The sequence below is a fragment of the Streptomyces afghaniensis genome (genome assembly GCF_044327915.1).
GTDB classification, from domain to species: domain Bacteria; phylum Actinomycetota; class Actinomycetes; order Streptomycetales; family Streptomycetaceae; genus Streptomyces; species Streptomyces afghaniensis.
On record NZ_JBIRGJ010000001.1, the window covers coordinates 1,463,783 to 1,479,098 of the forward strand.

The 15,316-nt window shown below is 68.5% G+C and carries 10 protein-coding genes and 2 pseudogenes; 9 read left to right on the top strand and 3 right to left on the bottom strand.

Features of this window, described 5'->3' with window-relative positions; translation table 11 throughout:
* Nucleotides 1-42 precede the first annotated feature (42 nt).
* From ACH4G3_RS06150 to ACH4G3_RS06160, 3 genes and pseudogenes are all read left to right on the top strand, one after another.
* A complete protein-coding gene (locus ACH4G3_RS06150; RefSeq protein ID WP_397623316.1) occupies nucleotides 43-1,482 on the top strand; it encodes an O-antigen ligase family protein in 1,440 nt (479 codons plus the stop codon).
* A complete protein-coding gene (locus ACH4G3_RS06155) occupies nucleotides 1,482-2,468 on the top strand; it encodes a glycosyltransferase family 2 protein (protein WP_397623317.1) in 987 nt (328 codons plus the stop codon). Before ACH4G3_RS06150 ends, ACH4G3_RS06155 begins: the two co-directional genes overlap by 1 nt.
* A gap of 133 nt (nucleotides 2,469-2,601) precedes the next feature.
* Nucleotides 2,602-2,679: pseudogene (locus ACH4G3_RS06160) on the top strand (amidohydrolase family protein); the annotation flags it as partial.
* Between the two features lie 102 nt (nucleotides 2,680-2,781).
* On the opposite strand, the gene ACH4G3_RS06165 reads toward ACH4G3_RS06160, so the two are convergent.
* Nucleotides 2,782-3,660 carry a helix-turn-helix transcriptional regulator gene (locus tag ACH4G3_RS06165; RefSeq protein WP_397623318.1) on the bottom strand — a complete coding sequence of 293 codons (879 nt, stop codon included), beginning with the start codon at nucleotides 3,658-3,660 and terminating at the stop codon, nucleotides 2,782-2,784.
* Between the two features lie 102 nt (nucleotides 3,661-3,762).
* Here ACH4G3_RS06165 and ACH4G3_RS06170 point away from each other — a divergent pair, with 102 nt between their 5' ends.
* Nucleotides 3,763-4,458, top strand: coding sequence for an SDR family NAD(P)-dependent oxidoreductase (locus ACH4G3_RS06170; protein ID WP_397623319.1), 696 nt, complete (start codon nucleotides 3,763-3,765; stop codon nucleotides 4,456-4,458).
* A gap of 646 nt (nucleotides 4,459-5,104) precedes the next feature.
* Here the strand turns inward: ACH4G3_RS06170 and ACH4G3_RS06175 are convergent.
* On the bottom strand, nucleotides 5,105-7,099 hold the full coding sequence (locus ACH4G3_RS06175) for an FAD-dependent oxidoreductase (protein WP_397623320.1): 1,995 nt from the start codon (nucleotides 7,097-7,099) through the stop codon (nucleotides 5,105-5,107).
* A 290-nt stretch (nucleotides 7,100-7,389) separates the two neighbouring features.
* Here ACH4G3_RS06175 and ACH4G3_RS06180 point away from each other — a divergent pair, with 290 nt between their 5' ends.
* The 5 genes and pseudogenes from ACH4G3_RS06180 to ACH4G3_RS06200 all read left to right on the top strand — a co-directional run.
* The gene (locus tag ACH4G3_RS06180; protein WP_397623321.1) at nucleotides 7,390-9,291 is read left to right on the top strand and encodes a CASTOR/POLLUX-related putative ion channel; all 1,902 of its coding nucleotides are present in this window, start codon (nucleotides 7,390-7,392) and stop codon (nucleotides 9,289-9,291) included.
* 391 nt (nucleotides 9,292-9,682) lie between these two features.
* A complete protein-coding gene (locus ACH4G3_RS06185; RefSeq protein ID WP_397623322.1) occupies nucleotides 9,683-10,795 on the top strand; it encodes a tyrosine-type recombinase/integrase in 1,113 nt (370 codons plus the stop codon).
* 725 nt (nucleotides 10,796-11,520) lie between these two features.
* A complete protein-coding gene (locus ACH4G3_RS06190; RefSeq protein ID WP_397623323.1) occupies nucleotides 11,521-12,876 on the top strand; it encodes an AAA family ATPase in 1,356 nt (451 codons plus the stop codon).
* A complete protein-coding gene (locus ACH4G3_RS06195; protein WP_397623324.1) occupies nucleotides 12,876-13,775 on the top strand; it encodes a hypothetical protein in 900 nt (299 codons plus the stop codon). The genes ACH4G3_RS06190 and ACH4G3_RS06195 overlap by 1 nt, the downstream gene beginning before the upstream one ends.
* A gap of 105 nt (nucleotides 13,776-13,880) precedes the next feature.
* Nucleotides 13,881-14,153, top strand: a pseudogene (locus ACH4G3_RS06200) (MBL fold metallo-hydrolase); the annotation flags it as partial.
* Nucleotides 14,154-14,444: 291 nt separating this feature from the next.
* On the opposite strand, the gene ACH4G3_RS06205 reads toward ACH4G3_RS06200, so the two are convergent.
* A complete protein-coding gene (locus ACH4G3_RS06205; RefSeq protein WP_397623325.1) occupies nucleotides 14,445-15,083 on the bottom strand; it encodes a hypothetical protein in 639 nt (212 codons plus the stop codon).
* Nucleotides 15,084-15,316: the final 233 nt, after the last annotated feature.

The following is a 15,316-nucleotide window of genomic DNA, read 5'->3' on the forward strand; positions in this document are numbered from 1 at the left end:
TCCGGAGCGGGCCGTCGCGCCCTGGGCACGACGTGTGTCGCCGTGCTGGCAGCTCTTGCGTTCGGGGCCCTCCTGCCCGGTGCGCCGCTCATGGCCGTCGCCGCGATCGTGGTGATCCCGCTGGCGCTCGGGGCACCGGTCGCCGCCCTGTCCGTGCTGCTCGCCGTCACGGTGTTGGTGCCCTTCGAGGTGCAGGACCAGTTCTCCGCCGTCGGCGGATCCGGCCGACCGGGGCTGCTGCTCGTCGACGTCCTCCTCGTCCTCGGACTGTGCCGGGTCGGATGGCTGATCCTCACGCGCAGGCTGGAGACCGGCATACCGCTTCTCGCCGCCGCGGGCGTCGCCCTGGTGGTCACCGGGGCCCTGGCGTGGGGAATCACGCACGGAGCCGCCGTGAGCGAGGCGGGCCACGAAGCCCGCCGTGTGATGCTCGGGGTGGGCGCGTTCGTGCTGGCGTGGCCGGTGGTCCGTGACAGGGCTGCCCGCCGACGTCTCGACGGGGCGCTGATCGCCCTCGGGCTGGCTCTGGGGGCCTGGGGGCTGATCCAGTGGGGGTTCTCCATCGACTACACGAGCTCGGCCGATGTCGGCGTGCGCAAGGGCGTGGACCTCACCTCGTCGGAGCGCGGCTCGCTGCAGGGCGGGCTGTACGCGTACCCGGTCGCCGTGACGCTGGCGTGGGCCGCGCTCGTGTCCGGTCGCGTGCGGTCGGTCCCGCTCCGATGGCTGCTGGCGGCGATCGTGTGCCTGAACGCGGTCTGCCTCTGGCTCACGTACGAGCGGACGTTCTGGGTGGCCACGGTGGTGGCCTGCGCCGTCGTGGTGATGATGTCGGGGGCCCACGCGCGCCGGATCGCGGCGAAGTGGGCGCCGCTCGGTGCTGTGTCACTGCTCGTGTGCCTCGCCGCGCTCGCACCCGGCGAGATCCGTACGGCCGTGGAACGCCTGGTCTCGGTCACTCGACTCGAGGTCGACAAGTCCTACGAGTACCGGGTGATCGAGTCGCAGGTCGTCCTGGACGAGATCAGAAGCCGGCCCCTGACCGGATCGGGCTTCGGCGCCACGATCACCTGGAGCAAGGACAACACGTTCGACACCCTGACGACCCCCTTCGCCCACAACGGCTACCTCTGGCTGGCATGGAAGATCGGGATACCGGCGGCGGCCTTCCTCGTGCTCGTGATCGCAGCGGCGGTCGTGCGCCGCGGCCCACCCGGGGAGGACTGGCGGCGGCACACCCTCCGGACCGGCAGCCGAGCGGCCCTGCTCGCCCTTCTCCTCACCGGCGTGACCTTTCCGGCCTTCGACGCTCTGGGCATCACCGCGGTGATGGGCTTGCTGGTCGCCGTGTGCTTCTGCGGTGGTGACGCTGCAGCCCGGGCGAGACCGCTGCCGCCGCCCCGCGGCGGCGCGCCCGAGCGGGCCCGGCGCGGGCCTCACAGCATCACCGTGAGCACGACACACACCGGGAAGGCGACGTGATGGCGGACATGCAGGGATCAGGACGGGACACCGAGCTGGACGTCGTCATCGCGACCCGTGACCGCCCGGCCCAGAAGCTGGCGGCCTGTCTCGGCGCGCTCTGGCGCCAGAGTTTCGAGCACTTCGGTGTGATCGTGGTCGACGACGGCGGCCGGGACCCGGTGGCGGGGCGCGTCGAGGCGTCCCACCCCACCCGCCCGATCCGCGTAGTCCGCAATGCGCGATCGGTGGGGCCCGCCGCGAGCCGCAACCGGGGTGTGGCCCTGTCGGACGCACCGTACGTGCTGTTCATCGACGACGACTGCATCTCCCGACCCGAGCTGGTCGCCCGGCACCACGCCGCACTGAGCAGTGCCGCCGGACCCGTGGTGTCCCTCGGCCCGATCCTCTCCCCGCCAGGGCGGCGCCTGCCGCCCTGGACGCACTGGGACGCCGACCGCCTGGGGCGGGAATACGCCCGGCTGGGCCGATGCCAGACCGCCCCGACGTGGACCCACTGCTACACCGGCAACCTCGCGGTCCGTCGCGCCGACTTCCGTGCCGTCGGCGGATTCGACGAGCGTCTTGCCAGACAGGAGGACGTCGAACTCGGCTTCCGGCTCGCCCGACTGGGCTGCCGGTTCGCGTTCGATCCCGTCGCCGTCGTCTGGCACGACAGCGACCGCACCCTGCGGACCTGGACCCGCATCCCAGCCCTCAGCGCACAGTTCGACGTGCTCATCGACCAACTCGTGCCCGATTCGGGGCGACTGCCGTCGGTGCGCGAGGACCTGCGTCACCGGCACCGGCTGCTGCGCCTCGCCCGCCGCGTCTGCCGGCCGCCGGCGGCCCACCGGTGCGCCGTCACCGGCGCGATCGCAGCGGGCTGCCTCCTCCACGCCGTACACGCCGATCGACCGTCGCTGGCGGCCTTCAGCCTGGTCTGGGATCTCGAATACACCCGCGCCCTGACGGAGGCGACATCCGCTGCGGCCAGGTCTCGGTGACGTACTTCTTCCAGGTCCTACTCGGCAGCCAGGCTCTGCGTACCGATCACCGCCGGCAACTCCAGCTTCGATCGCCTTGCGCGATACCTCCAGGCTGCCGACGACGCCCGCCTCCCACAAGGACGTCCTGCGGATGGCCACCCTGGACGGTGCCGACGCGCTGGGACTGGCCGACCGTATCGGCTCGCTGCGCCCCGGCAAGCAGGCCGACGTCATCCTGCTCCACCAGCTCACCGCCGAGCGCGACCCCTGCACGTACACCGCACCGCGAGTGGCCGCCTTCCCGCGAGGCAGGACGGTCCGGTCCCTGCTGTTACGGCGTGGAGAACAGGCCGGGCCCCGGAGGCGAGGGGCCGTCGGTGCGGACGCCGTTCGTGACCCGCAGGAACTCCAGCTTTTCCGCATCGGCGGAACCCGCCGCCACCGTGTAGACGACGAGGCGGACGTCGCAGCCCGGGACCGTGAGCACATCGCAGTCGCACGTCACCTCGCCGACCTGGGGGTGCACGATGGTCTTGCGGGCCGAGACGTGGGGCCCGACCGCACCCTGGTCCCACAACCGGGTGAACTCCGCACTGGTGGACCGCAGTTCCTCGACAAGGTCGATCAGCCCACGGTCACGGGGGTAGTTGACGAGAGCCGTGCGCAGATCGGCGACGAGGGCCGGGCCAAGGGCCTCGCCGTCCTGGATCACGGGCCAGGCCGCGAGCCCTGAGGGCCCCGCGGCGAAGACCGCCCGCACCAGGTTCCGCTCGACGCGTGTCCGTGCACTGGGGTCGCCCAGCAGCACCGCCCATGCGGGAGTCCAGGACAACAAGGTCCAGTCGGCACTGAACACACCCACGGGGAACTCCCCGAGGCGAGCCAGCATCCGCTGGACCCCCGCCGGCACATGCGTGGAGACCGTCCCCTCTTGCGGAGGGAGGAGGCCGGCCAGCCGGTAGGCGTAATCACGCTCCACGGGTTGCAGCTGCAGTGCCCTGGCCAGGCTCGCGACGACCTGCGCCGAAGGGCTCGTGGCGCGGCCCTGCTCCAGCCGCACCACATAGTCGACCGAGAGCCCTGCGAGCTCGGCCAGTTCCTCGCGTCGCAACCCCACCGCACGTCGTCCGGTACGCGAGGTCCGCCCGACGTCGAGGGGGGAAAGCCGGTCGCGCCAGCGGCGCAATGCCGTGCCCAGAGTCTCGTCCACTCGACCATTGTGTCCGCCGGACAGCCGTTGGGCCTGGTACTGACGGTCCTACCGTCGCAGAGGGCTCTGGTTCTCCTCTCGCCACGGGCCGAGGGTGAACGCATGACGACAACATTCATCACAGGAGCCAACAAGTCCCTCGGGTACGAGACCGCCCGCCGCTTGATCGAGGCCGGCCACACCGTGCTCATCGGCGCTCGTGATCCGGAGCGCGGCCAGGCGGCCGCCGACGCCCTCGGTGCCCGTTTCGTCCAGATCGATGTGACGGATGACGCGTCGGTGGCTGCGGCCGCCGCCGATGTCGAGGCTCGCGAGGGGACCATCGACGTCCTGATCAACAACGCGGGCATTTTCGGGTCGCACAACGCCGCCGACCAGATCACGGCCGCCGACGCCAGCGAGGTGTTCGAGGTCAATGTCGTGGGGATCGTCCGGGTGACGCACGCGTTCCTGCCCCTGCTGCGCAAGTCCGCGAGCCCCGTCATCGTCAACGTGTCCAGCGGCATGGGGTCCTTCGCGGCCACCCACGACGCCGGGCGCGCCGAGGGCCGGGCCGTCGCGCCGCTCTACACGGCGTCGAAGGCTGCCGTGACCATGCTGACCACGCAGTACGCAAAGTCCTGGCCGGACGTGAAGGTGAACGCGGCCGACCCTGGTTACACCGCGACCGACTTCAACGGGCACAGCGGCCCGCAGACAGTGACCGAGGGAACCGACGCGATCGTCGAACTCGCCACCATCGGGGCGGACGGACCGACCGGAACCTTCCGTGACCGTCACGGAGAGATGCCCTGGTGATCCACCTATGAATCCGGGTCGTGCCCGGCACTGCAGGCGGTAGTGCTCGTACCTGGCTCTGATGAGAGAACCTCTTGGCTTGCTCAAGAGGAGATTGAGGTCGCCACGGCAGGGGGCATGGTCCGGACAGCCGGTGCGCCTGGCCCGGTGGACGGGGGAAGTGATCGTGACTGCTTTGGTCGTGGTGGTTGTTGCCGTGCTGGTGATGGCTGTGCTGTGTGCCTGGCTCGTGCGTCGGGCTTGGCGGCGTGCCTGGGACGATCTGGGCCGGCAGGCGTCCGGGTACGGCCTGGGGAGTGGGCAGGGGTACGGGGCGTGGCCGACGCGCAGCGGTACGGGTGCGGCATCAGCTGCGGGAGGCGTTGGCATGGCGGCCGGCGATGCGTCCTGGTACGCCGCGGGTGACGCCTGCGACGGCTCGCCGTCCGGTTCTTCCTGCAGCGGTTCCTCCTCCTGCTCCGGCGGCAGTTCGTCGTCCTGCAGCAGCTCCTCGTCCTGCGGCAGTTCGTCGTCCTGTGGCAGTTCCTGTTGACGGCTGGGGTGTGCAGACGCCGGACGGCAACGAAGTCGCCCCGCGAGAACCGATGGCCCCGGCGCGGGTGCGCCGGGGCCTGCGTGTGCGTCGTGGCTCAGCGGACCGCGCGGCTCACACGGTGTGGATCTCCAAGGCGGCACGCACGGCGGACTCCACGGCTCCCTCGATCCACGCCGGCTTGACGGACGTGTGGTCCCCGGCGAAGTGCAACGGCCCTTCGCGCACGGGGATGGCGGGCAGCAACTCCGTGTGCTGCCCGGGCAGGAGCACGGACGCCTCCCCGTAGGCGTAGGGGTCGCGAAGCCAGCTCTGCGTGCGGCCCGCGCCGGTGTAGAAGACCTCGATGCGCTGGCCGTACACCTGCTGGAGGCCGCACAGAGCGTGCGGGTAGCGTGCCTCGTCGTCCAGGGAGTCCCAGCGCAGCGCGTCGTCCGCCCAGCTGTAGGAGGCCAGGACCACACCCCCTGCGCTGCCCGGCACCGGATGGGAGGGGTGGAACATGAACCGGTTGGCGTTGTCCGACACCGAGCCGCCCCCCACGACGTCGACCGCCTCCGGCTGGTCGCGCGCGATCGCGCGGTTGGCGGCGTAGTGGGTGCGCTGACCCGCTGTGACGTGCCCGGCGGGCACGGAGGGATGGGCGGCGAGCAGGCTGCCGTCCGTGGCGGCGCGGCCGGTGCGGTAGGCGTCGTACAGGCCGGGGTCGACGGCGTTCAGCTCGCGCTTCCAGTCGGCCTCGTCGAACTCCCACCAGCGCCGGCTGAACTCCAGCAGCACCTTGGTCGCGCTGTCGTAGTGCAGTTCGCAGACCGCGCGGCGCTTGCCGTACGACATGGGCGGGGCGATCTGTACGTGGCGCAGTCCGGAGAACGGAACCGTGACCACGGCGACGTCCGCGGTGAACTGCTCGCGTACGACGGGACCGTCGCGCCCCTCGGACACGGTGTCCACCCATACGTGCGGGCCCTTGCTCCGGACGTGCTCGGTGTCCGGCGAAGGGCGGTCGGGGTGGTGGTACTCGATGCGCGTGACACGGCGGTCGAACCGCACGTCCCCCCGCACGCGTTCCAGGAGGGCGTCCGGCAGCACGGCCGTGCCGCCCTCCAGCTCGTAGAACGGCGTGTCCGGGCTGATGAGGGAGGAGCCGGTGAAGCTGTGGATGAAGGACAGCGGGAGGCGTGAGGTGAGGTTCTCCAGGGTGCCGATCAGATCGATGGTCCGCTCGTCGAGGCCGGCGTGCTCGGTCAGGAAGCGGAACATCGACCAGTCACCGAACCGCTGCACGACGCGGGCCCAGCCCCGCACCCGCTCGGGGAGCGGCTTGCCGACCCGCTTGCCGTCGCCGTTGACATAACTGAACTCGTCGCGCACCGGGTCCAGGACGGAGCGCAGGATGGCGGCGGCAGGGGTGTCCCAGTGGGCCCGGGGGACGCCGAAGGACCGGTTGATGCGCCGGGGCGCGCGGGCGTAGTCGGCGCGCCGCATGCGGATCCCGTTCACGTGGATCCAGGTGCGGTTGGCGGGACGTCCCTCGTTGTCGACGTCCACATAGTGGAAACGCCGCTTCTTCAGGCCGAACTGGTCGATCAGTTCCATCACCAGCGGATGGCTGCCGGGGATGCGCATCGCGCCCGCTTCGGCGTACTGCCGCGGATCGGCGAAGGGCTGCTTCGCTTGTTCGTGGCCGCCGGTGCGGAAGGTCTTGATGCGTCCGCCTGCGCGGTTGCCGTTGGCCTCCAGCACGGTCACACGGTGTCCTGCCTTCTTCAGCAGCCAGGCACTCACCAGCCCGGCCGGACCGGCTCCGATGACCAGAACGTCCTTCGTACGTGTCCGCCGCTGAGCCGGCAGGCCTTGCTCGAGGATGCGCTGGTAGCGCGGGACGAGGGGGCGGTTGTCGGAGTCCAGTACGAGCAGTGCGCGAGCGACGGCCAGGCACCGGTCGAAGTCGGCGCCTCGGCCGGCGCTCGGGGCGGTCGGCGCGGGCAGGGCCGCGGAGACACCGCCGGTCAGGGCCGTCGCCAACGTGGCCGTGCCGGCCACCGCCGCGAAGCCACGCCGGGAGAAGCCGCTGCCTGAGTGCACCACCGCGTGATCTTCAGTCATGGCGGCCTTTGTACCGGCGGCCGTGACCGGGCGCCCGCCCTCCGTCCCGGCGTTGACTCGAAGGAGCGAAGACGGGGACAAACCCTGACGTCGAGCAGGTCCGTTGGCGTGAACGGCTCGGGAACCCCGAAGGGATGAATGCGGAGCAAACCCCGTCTGCCGCCACGATCGGCCCCCCACACTGCCACATGCGTATTCGCATCCGTGCTCTTCGGCGGGCCTGCGGTCGCGTCAGGAAGGCGACGTGCCGCGCAGGCCCCACGAGAGTGCGGGTCGGTGGAGGGGGAAGGGTGGCGCAGCGGCGCACTCCGTTCGGTGACAGAGCCCGTTACTGGTTCGACAGCACGCTGGCCCGCGGTGCTCCCGCTCTCGTCGGCTGGATGGCGCTGCTGTGTCTGACCATCGTCGTCCCGGCCAGTGCGGTGCTGGTGTGGACCGATCCCGACGCGCCGGCGCCCCTGGCGGACCGGCTGGCGGAGGTATGGCGCCTCACCGGGGAGACACTGCGGCTGGGCGGTGCCACGGGGGCGCCGTTGCGAGTGACGATGTCGGTGCTGCTCGCACTGGTCGCCCTGCTGTACGTCTCGACGCTCGTCGGCCTGATCACGACGGCGCTCACGGAGCGGCTCACCGAGTTGCGACGGGGCCGTTCCACCGTGCTCGAACAAGGGCACGCGGTGGTCCTGGGGTGGTCGGAGCAGGTCTTCACCGTGGTGAGCGAGCTGGTGGCCGCCAACGCCAACCAGCGGCGCGCGGCGGTGGCCGTCCTGGCCGACCGGGACAAGACCGCCATGGAGGAGGCCCTGAGCACGAAGGTCGGTCCCGTCGGCGGTACGCGGCTGATCTGCCGCAGCGGTCCCACCACCGACCCGGCCGTGCTCACCCTGACCAGCCCGGCCACGGCCGGTGTCGTGCTGGTCCTGCCCCAGGACGAGCCGGACGCCGATGCCGAGGTGGTCAAGACGCTGCTGGCGCTCCGGGCAGCCCTGGCCGGGGAGGGGACCCATCCGCCCGTCGTGGCCGCCGTCCGGGACGACCGCTACCGCCTGGCCGCCTGTCTCGCCGCCGGACCGGACGGCATCGTCCTGGAGAGCGACACCGTCACGGCCCGGCTGATCGTCCAAGCCGCCCGCCGGCCCGGGCTCTCCCTCGTCCACCAGGAACTGCTGGACTTCGCCGGCGACGAGTTCTACCTGATCACCGAGCCGGCCCTGGCAGGCCGGCCGTTCGGCGACACGCTGCTGTCCTACCCGACGTCGAGCGTCGTCGGGATGATGCGAGAAGGCACCCCCCTGCTCAACCCGCCACCGCAGACGCCGATAGCCCCCGACGACTCGCTCATCGTCATCTCCCGTGACGACGACACGGCCTGGCCGGACGACTGCGCGGAGTTGGTCGAGAAGGCGGCGATGGCATCCGGCCCTTCGGCGCCCGCGCCGCGACCGGAGCGGGTTCTCCTGCTGGGCTGGAATCGCCGGGCGCCGCTCATAGTCGACCAGTTGCGCCGCCGCGCCCTGCCCGGGTCAGCCGTCGACGTGGTGGCGGACGGTCGTGAAGTGACAGCCCGGCAGGTGAGCGAGGCGGACACGCACAGCGGCACCGACCTGACCTTGACGCTGCACCACGGCGACATCACCCGTCCCGAGACCCTGCAGCGTCTGGACGTGCACTCCTACGACAGTGTGATCGTGCTCGGCCAGGACCCCGCTCCCGGACAGCCGCAGGACGACCCCGACAACCGCACGCTCGTCACCCTGCTGCTCCTGCGCCAACTGGAGGAAGCCACCGGGCGCGAACTGCCGGTCGTCACCGAACTGATCGACGACCGCAACCGGGCGCTGGCCCCCATCAGCCCCGGAGCCGACGTGATCATCAGTGGCAAGCTCATCGGCCTGCTCATGGCACAGATCTCCCAGAACCGGCACTTGGCAGCGGTGTTCGAGGAACTGTTCTCCGCCGACGGCACCGGGGTGCACCTGCGGCCCGCCACCGACTACGTGCTGCCAGGGAGCGAGACCTCCTTCGCCACGGTCGTGGCCGCGGCACGTCAGCGCGGCGAATGCGCCATCGGTTACCGAAGCCACGACGACTCGTCGACGAGTCCCGGCTACGGCGTGCGGATCAACCCGCCCAAAGCCGAGCGGCGCCGCTGGTCGGTCCAGGACGCGGTGGTCGTCGTCGCCGAGAACTGACGGAGGGCTCCGGCAGGAGGTGGACCTGGTCAATCCTGGGGAAGGTCAGCCACGGGTCGGTGTGAGTACTGAAACACCGGGCGACAGCTGACCGGACATGCGGATCGTTGTACTCTCCGGAAACCGCCCTTGACTTGCAATGAGCAAGCAGGGAGCTGACAAAACGGGAGTTTCTCCATGTTGCGTACGATGTTCAAGTCCAAGATCTAGCATCTGGGCGTTTGCGCACGTCAGAGGCGTAGTAGGGCCGCTCAGGTCAGCAAATGGTCAGCATTGGGCGCGCAAGCGTCCTGGCTTGCTGACCTGGTGACCGCCGCGGCGGGGGCCTGGGCGCAGATGCCTGGCTCCCGTTCGGAGGGTGTGCTTCGTAGCTCGTCAGCTGGCTCGCGGTATGGGGTCGTTCTTCAAGGACTGCGGCTGTGCCAGGCCGACGCGGTGCCCGCACCCGTACACGATCCGTTTCCGCAACGGTCTGGGGAAGCAGGTCGAGGAGGGCGGTTTCGACACGCAGGACGATGCGATCGAGCGCTTGACGCAGATCTACGCGGAGAAGAAGCGCACGGCGCCGTCTGTCGCGGAAGCGCGCCGGGAGCTGGGGCAGAAGACGGTCGCGGAATACGCGAAGCAGTGGCTGCCCCGTCAGCGCCGGATGACCGAATACTCCACGGGCGAGCACGTCAGCAGCTCTATCAATGTCCACATCGTTCCGCGCCTGGGATCGCGGAAGCTGATATCCGTCACGCCGATCGTGGTGGAGCGTTTCCTGGACGAGGTGGAGGCCGACGGTGTCGGCCGGGGTAATCAGGTCAACATCCTGCGCACGCTCAAGGCGATTCTGCGGGACGCCTACGACAAGGGGGCGATGGCGGATGACCCGGTCAAGGGGGTGCAGGAGCCGGAGTACGTCCGCCAGAGGGTGGTCATTCCGGACTTGGCCTATCTGAAGCAGGCTCTGGCTGTCGCGGGGGACGACCTTGCTCTGGAGATTGTGATGATGGCGGGATGCGGACTACGAAACGGCGAAGCCCGGGCAGTGCACGTCAACAACGTCGTGGCGGCTGACGTGTACCGGGTGCACGAGCAGATCCACTCCAACACGCACCGGCCGGCGAAGCTGAAACACCGCAAGGTGGGGGAGTTCCGCGAGGTGCCGCTGCCCCGCTCGGTCCGGGAGGCGATCGAACGCTATGAGGAGAAACACGGCACGACGAAGGAGGGGTATCTGCTGCGCGGGCCGAGCGGGTACTACACCGAGCCGATGGAACGCCGGCGCGTCCGCACGCTCTTCGAGAAGCTGCCCGTCATGGACGGGATGGGGATGTACGGCTTCCGGCACTACTTCGCCTCCAACGCGCTGGGCAGTGGCATCCCGATCACCGACGTGGCCGAGTGGATGGGGCACAAGTCGATCGAGGAGACGTACCGCACCTACCGGCACCTGATGCCGGGGAGCATCACGAAGGCCGCGCGCGTGTTGGACGCTGGACTGCGGGGCGCGGCCTGAGGCCGAGGCGAAGCCTGTCGGGGCTGTTCTCCGGTTCAGGCTGTAACACGGCACCACATGGCACAGGTTGTAGAGACCGTCCACGGGCGTTCAGCCACTCCAGTGCGGGCACGAAACCGGAGGTCAGGGCCTCCCAGTCCGGGAGGGTCTGCCCAGTTCGTGATACCTGAGTGAGAGCGGGTGATAAGGCGAAGCCCCGCCAGGAACCACCCTGAGGGGACCTCTGCGCTGAGCCGTGGTCTGCTCTGTCGTACTGGTCCTCATCGACGACACCGCTACCGGCCGTACGGACTCCGGTCTTATCGCCCGTGCCGGTCTCGTCGCGCATCTCGTGTAGCAGCCTGCGGTCGCCTCCGACGCGGTCCGCTTTCCGTCTGCAGGTCATGGCGAAGCCACGGTGACGATGAAGTCGATACTGCTATCGACATCCTCGACGCCTGCATCCGTGAGACTCGACAGGCCAAGGAGCGGTGCCACTGCGCAGCTCGGTCTGCCCAGTCCGCTGATCAGCGTTTCCGTGCGATCGGCGGCAGTTGCCCGTTCGGCAGGAGCATGTTCGGTAATGTGACGCGGTGTACTTCACTACGGTGCCCAACGCGCGGGAATCAGCGCGTACTCGTCCAGGCGTAGCGTGGCTCGGAGACGATAGCTGGGATGACTACGGGTTCAAGACGGTCTTCCATTTGCGGTGCCACAACGGGAGCCGCGCCGTCAACGTAGGCGCAGTGAAGATCGGCTCGTTCGGCATGGAGGCTGGCCGGACTTCCCTGCCCAGGCGCTTCGAGACCCTCGAGCCAGGATTCTTCTCCCTGGGGACGGATGAGAGCTACTACGCAACGCTCCGTGACGAGTTCGATGACGAAACGCGCCTGGCCATTTTCTCCGGTCTGCGCGATGTCGCCTACGACGCCGAGCTCTTCGAACAAGCACGCAACGAACCAGTCATGAGGGACTCGCTGCTGCGTGGCACCGATGCCGATACGGTCCGTACGCAGTACCGCAGGATCGTCCAGGGCGGGCCCACGCTCTCACGCTTCCACGTCCGCTACCGGCAGGAGGCGCTGTCCGAGAGCACCCCGACACTCACCATCGAACTGAAGGTAGACCCAGACAAGAACCCTCCTAGTAACATCCATGCGGTCATCGGAAGCAACGGCGTAGGCAAGACACGCCTGCTGCACAACATCGCCCAGACCACACTCGCCGCACGCAGCAGGTTGCGCCATAGCTCGCTGGAGGACAGGCTCGACCACCGCCAGCATCCCTGTACCAATGTCGTGTACGTGTCGTTCAGTGCTTTCGACCCTCGGGGTCCGCATCAGGTCAGCAAAGCGGTCAGTCGGGTCGGTGACCGCGTCGACTACCAGTACGTTGGCCTGAAAACGGCCGATGGTGCGGGAGTGAAGAGCTACACGGCTCTGGGCGCCGAGTTTGCTGAATGTGTAGAAAGATGCTCGGAGGATCACCCCGCGAAGGCTCGTCGTTGGAGCGATGTCCTGGCCACGCTCGAAGAGACGGACCCCCTCTTCGAGGACCTGGAGATCACGCGGCTCGCGCGCGACCAGGACCGGCCGGACCCCGAGCAGATCTTCGACGGACTCAGCTCGGGACACAAGATCGTCCTGCTGACCCTGGCCCGTCTGGTACAGCACACCACGGAACGCACTCTCGTCCTGATCGACGAACCGGAGGGCCATCTCCACCCTCCGTTGCTGTCTACGTTCGTCCGAACCCTGTCCGAGCTGCTGAGAGACCGCAACGGCATCGCGATCATTGCCACGCACTCGCCCGTAGTGCTCCAGGAGACGCCCCGTGAGGCCGTTTGGGCCCTACGCAGAGCGGGCGATGATATACGTGTCGATCACCCCGAGATCGAAACGTTCGGCGAGAACGTCGGAGTGATCACCCGGGAGATCTTCGGATTGGAGGTGCGCCGCACAGGGTTCAACCGGCTGATCCAGTCGCTCGCCGATGACGGCATGTCGTTCGACGAGATTCTCGACGAATTCGATGACCAACTTGGTGCCGAAGGGCGAGCACTGGCCCGCTCCGCGACCCGCCGCCGCGAAGGCGGGCGCTGATGCGCCGACTTGATCCTCCCCAGATCGGAACGCAAGAAGCGTTCCGCATGTGCATCAGGACGAAGATCAGCCTGACGATGCGGACTCTGCTCAGCAGTTATGAGCTAAGAGTATTGATCGCTGCCGGTGCGTATGAACAGGCGTGCCGCACTTCCACGCTTCATCATCTGCAGCCTGCCGAGTTCGCTCCCCTCCCGCATAAGAAGCGCGATAGGGACGCGCTGATCGCCATGTACGAACGGCGGATGGGGCCGCATCATCCCGGCCGTCCCGTGTACGAAGAGGCCCGCAATCGAAAGACCAAGTGCCCCATGTGCGGTGTCGGTGCAGTGCGCCAAGTCGATCATCACATGCCCAAGTCGATCTACCCCTACCTTGCCGCCGTACCGATCAACCTGCTACCCATCTGCTCGGACTGCAACTTCGAGAAAAAGGACCGTGCCCCGACCTGCTACGCGGAGCAGACCCTCCACCCCTATTTCGATGACGTCGACGACGACCGATGGCTGGGGGCGCGGCTCATAACCTGCTCGGCCGATGGCCGGTCCTTCCAGGCGAGGCCCCTGGATAGCCCGGATAGCTGGCGGATCGAGTTCTACGTGGATCCGCCGTCGTCGTGGAATGCGAAGCTTGTAGAGCGCGTCAGATACCACTTCGAGACCTTCAAGCTGGCCCCGCTGTATGAGGACCAGGCCGCCGACGACCTGCCCGGCATCGAGCTGTCGATCGAAGAAGCCTTTCAGGCCGGCGGAGCATCAGACGTCCGTGCGCACTTGGAGGGACTCGCACGCTCACGTGCACGCCTGCACAAGAATTCCTGGATGGTGGCCCTATATGAAGCGCTCGCTGCCAACGACTGGTTCTGCAGTGGGGGCTTTCGCCAAGTAGCGGCAGGTTGAGTTTTTCCGTATGGGGTGCGATTCATCCGGTAAGGGACTTTCACGGTAGGGACCTCGATGGCCCTCACTGTCTCAATTCTCGAAGCAGGATGTTGGTCCGGTGAGGTGCTGTTGCCGATCCACTGGGGGACGTTCAACCTGGCGCTGCATGCGTGAGCGGAGCCGGGGGAGTGGATGAAGGATGCGGCCGAGGAGGCCGGCCAGGCGGTGGTGCGCTCGTGGCCGGGTGAGCCGTTCGAGCCAGCGGGGAAGCTGCCGGTGGAAGCGTGGTGGCGGGCGGTGTCGCAGCCGATCGCGCACCCTTGGCGGCGTGACCGGAGTACTGAGGGTGCGGCCGAGACGAGCAAGGGAGATCTTGGCCTCGCTGGTGAGCGGTGACGTCGGTTGGGGATCCTATGGGAAATCGGCACCGCTCTCGGCGCCCTCGGTGCAACCGGGGAGGCTCCACCGTCGCTCTGGACAGGCCACACCACCATCGTCGACATTCGCATCGACCTGGTGGAGTTGCCACGTTGGGCTGCCCGGCGAAACTCGTGTCGCTGGGCCGACGAAGACAAGCCGATCTGCACAGCGCGTGGACTGGGACAGCTCCCGATAGGCCCTCGGCGGCATCCACACCGCGGCGGTGAATCTGCAGCGGCCGTAGGGTGCCTGGCGGCCGTCCATGCCTCAGCCCTCGAGGAGATCACCCTGGGGGAGGATTCGCGGCATGTAGGCCCTGGCAGGGGACAGATCCCGCCAGTCGAGGTCCCCCTCCTCCACGGACACCACTCGCCAGTCGTCCTCCTCGTCCATGCTGCGGAACGCCTCGTGCAGGAAGTCGGGGAGCACCTCGCTGTCCCGACGGCCCGGGCGGCGCCGGTCCTCAGGAACCGTCCAGTCTGCCGCGAAAAGAGTGCCGTCGATGTAGAGCGTGCGCTCCTGGCGAGGCCGGTGGCGGGCGAGCAGGCCCAGGATGTCGTCGCGAAGGCCCGCGATTTCGTTGCGCCGAGCCGCCCGTTCCACACGGTGCAGCACCGGCGCCAAGACCCCGAGCGTCACGCCGAGCGCCGCGAAGCCAGCCACGATGTAGTCGCCCAGGATGAGTGGTTCCTGATCGGCGAAGGCGTCCAGGAACGGCGTGTAGTAGGCCAGCACATGTAGGTCCGGGTCGACGGGAAGGTCTACGGCGCGAGGGTGGGCTGTGTCCGGGTCGATCGCCGTCAGACGCATGGGGCTATGGGGGGAGGAGAAGTGCACCGCGCTCGCGTATGCGATCTTCGGCACTTCGCCCTTGATGGTCTTGACTGTCCTCTTCTGTTCCTCCATGGCTTCGCGCAGTTCCTTCGTCAGCGGGCCTGAGCGGCCCTTGGCTTCCGCGACGACATAACCGCCGACGGTCCGCTCTCCGAAGAAGTCCGCCAGGCTCCGGCCGGGAGCGAATGTGAGATTGTAGGCGGAGGCGTAGCCGGCGCCGCCCCCCCCACGTCGCCGCCGTCAAACGACCACCCGGGGCGAAACTCACCCGACGTTGCGCTACCGCGCTCCTCCAGCGATGACGG

Coding starts and splice junctions, on each gene's coding strand:
- ACH4G3_RS06155 (WP_397623317.1), top strand. CDS start 1,482: ATGGCGGACATGCAGGGATCAGGACGGGACACCGAGCTGGACGTCGTC.
- ACH4G3_RS06170 (WP_397623319.1), top strand. CDS start 3,763: ATGACGACAACATTCATCACAGGAGCCAACAAGTCCCTCGGGTACGAG.
- ACH4G3_RS06175 (WP_397623320.1), bottom strand. CDS start 7,099: ATGACTGAAGATCACGCGGTGGTGCACTCAGGCAGCGGCTTCTCCCGG.
- ACH4G3_RS06185 (WP_397623322.1), top strand. CDS start 9,683: ATGGGGTCGTTCTTCAAGGACTGCGGCTGTGCCAGGCCGACGCGGTGC.
- ACH4G3_RS06195 (WP_397623324.1), top strand. CDS start 12,876: ATGCGCCGACTTGATCCTCCCCAGATCGGAACGCAAGAAGCGTTCCGC.
- ACH4G3_RS06205 (WP_397623325.1), bottom strand. CDS start 15,083: ATGGAGGAACAGAAGAGGACAGTCAAGACCATCAAGGGCGAAGTGCCG.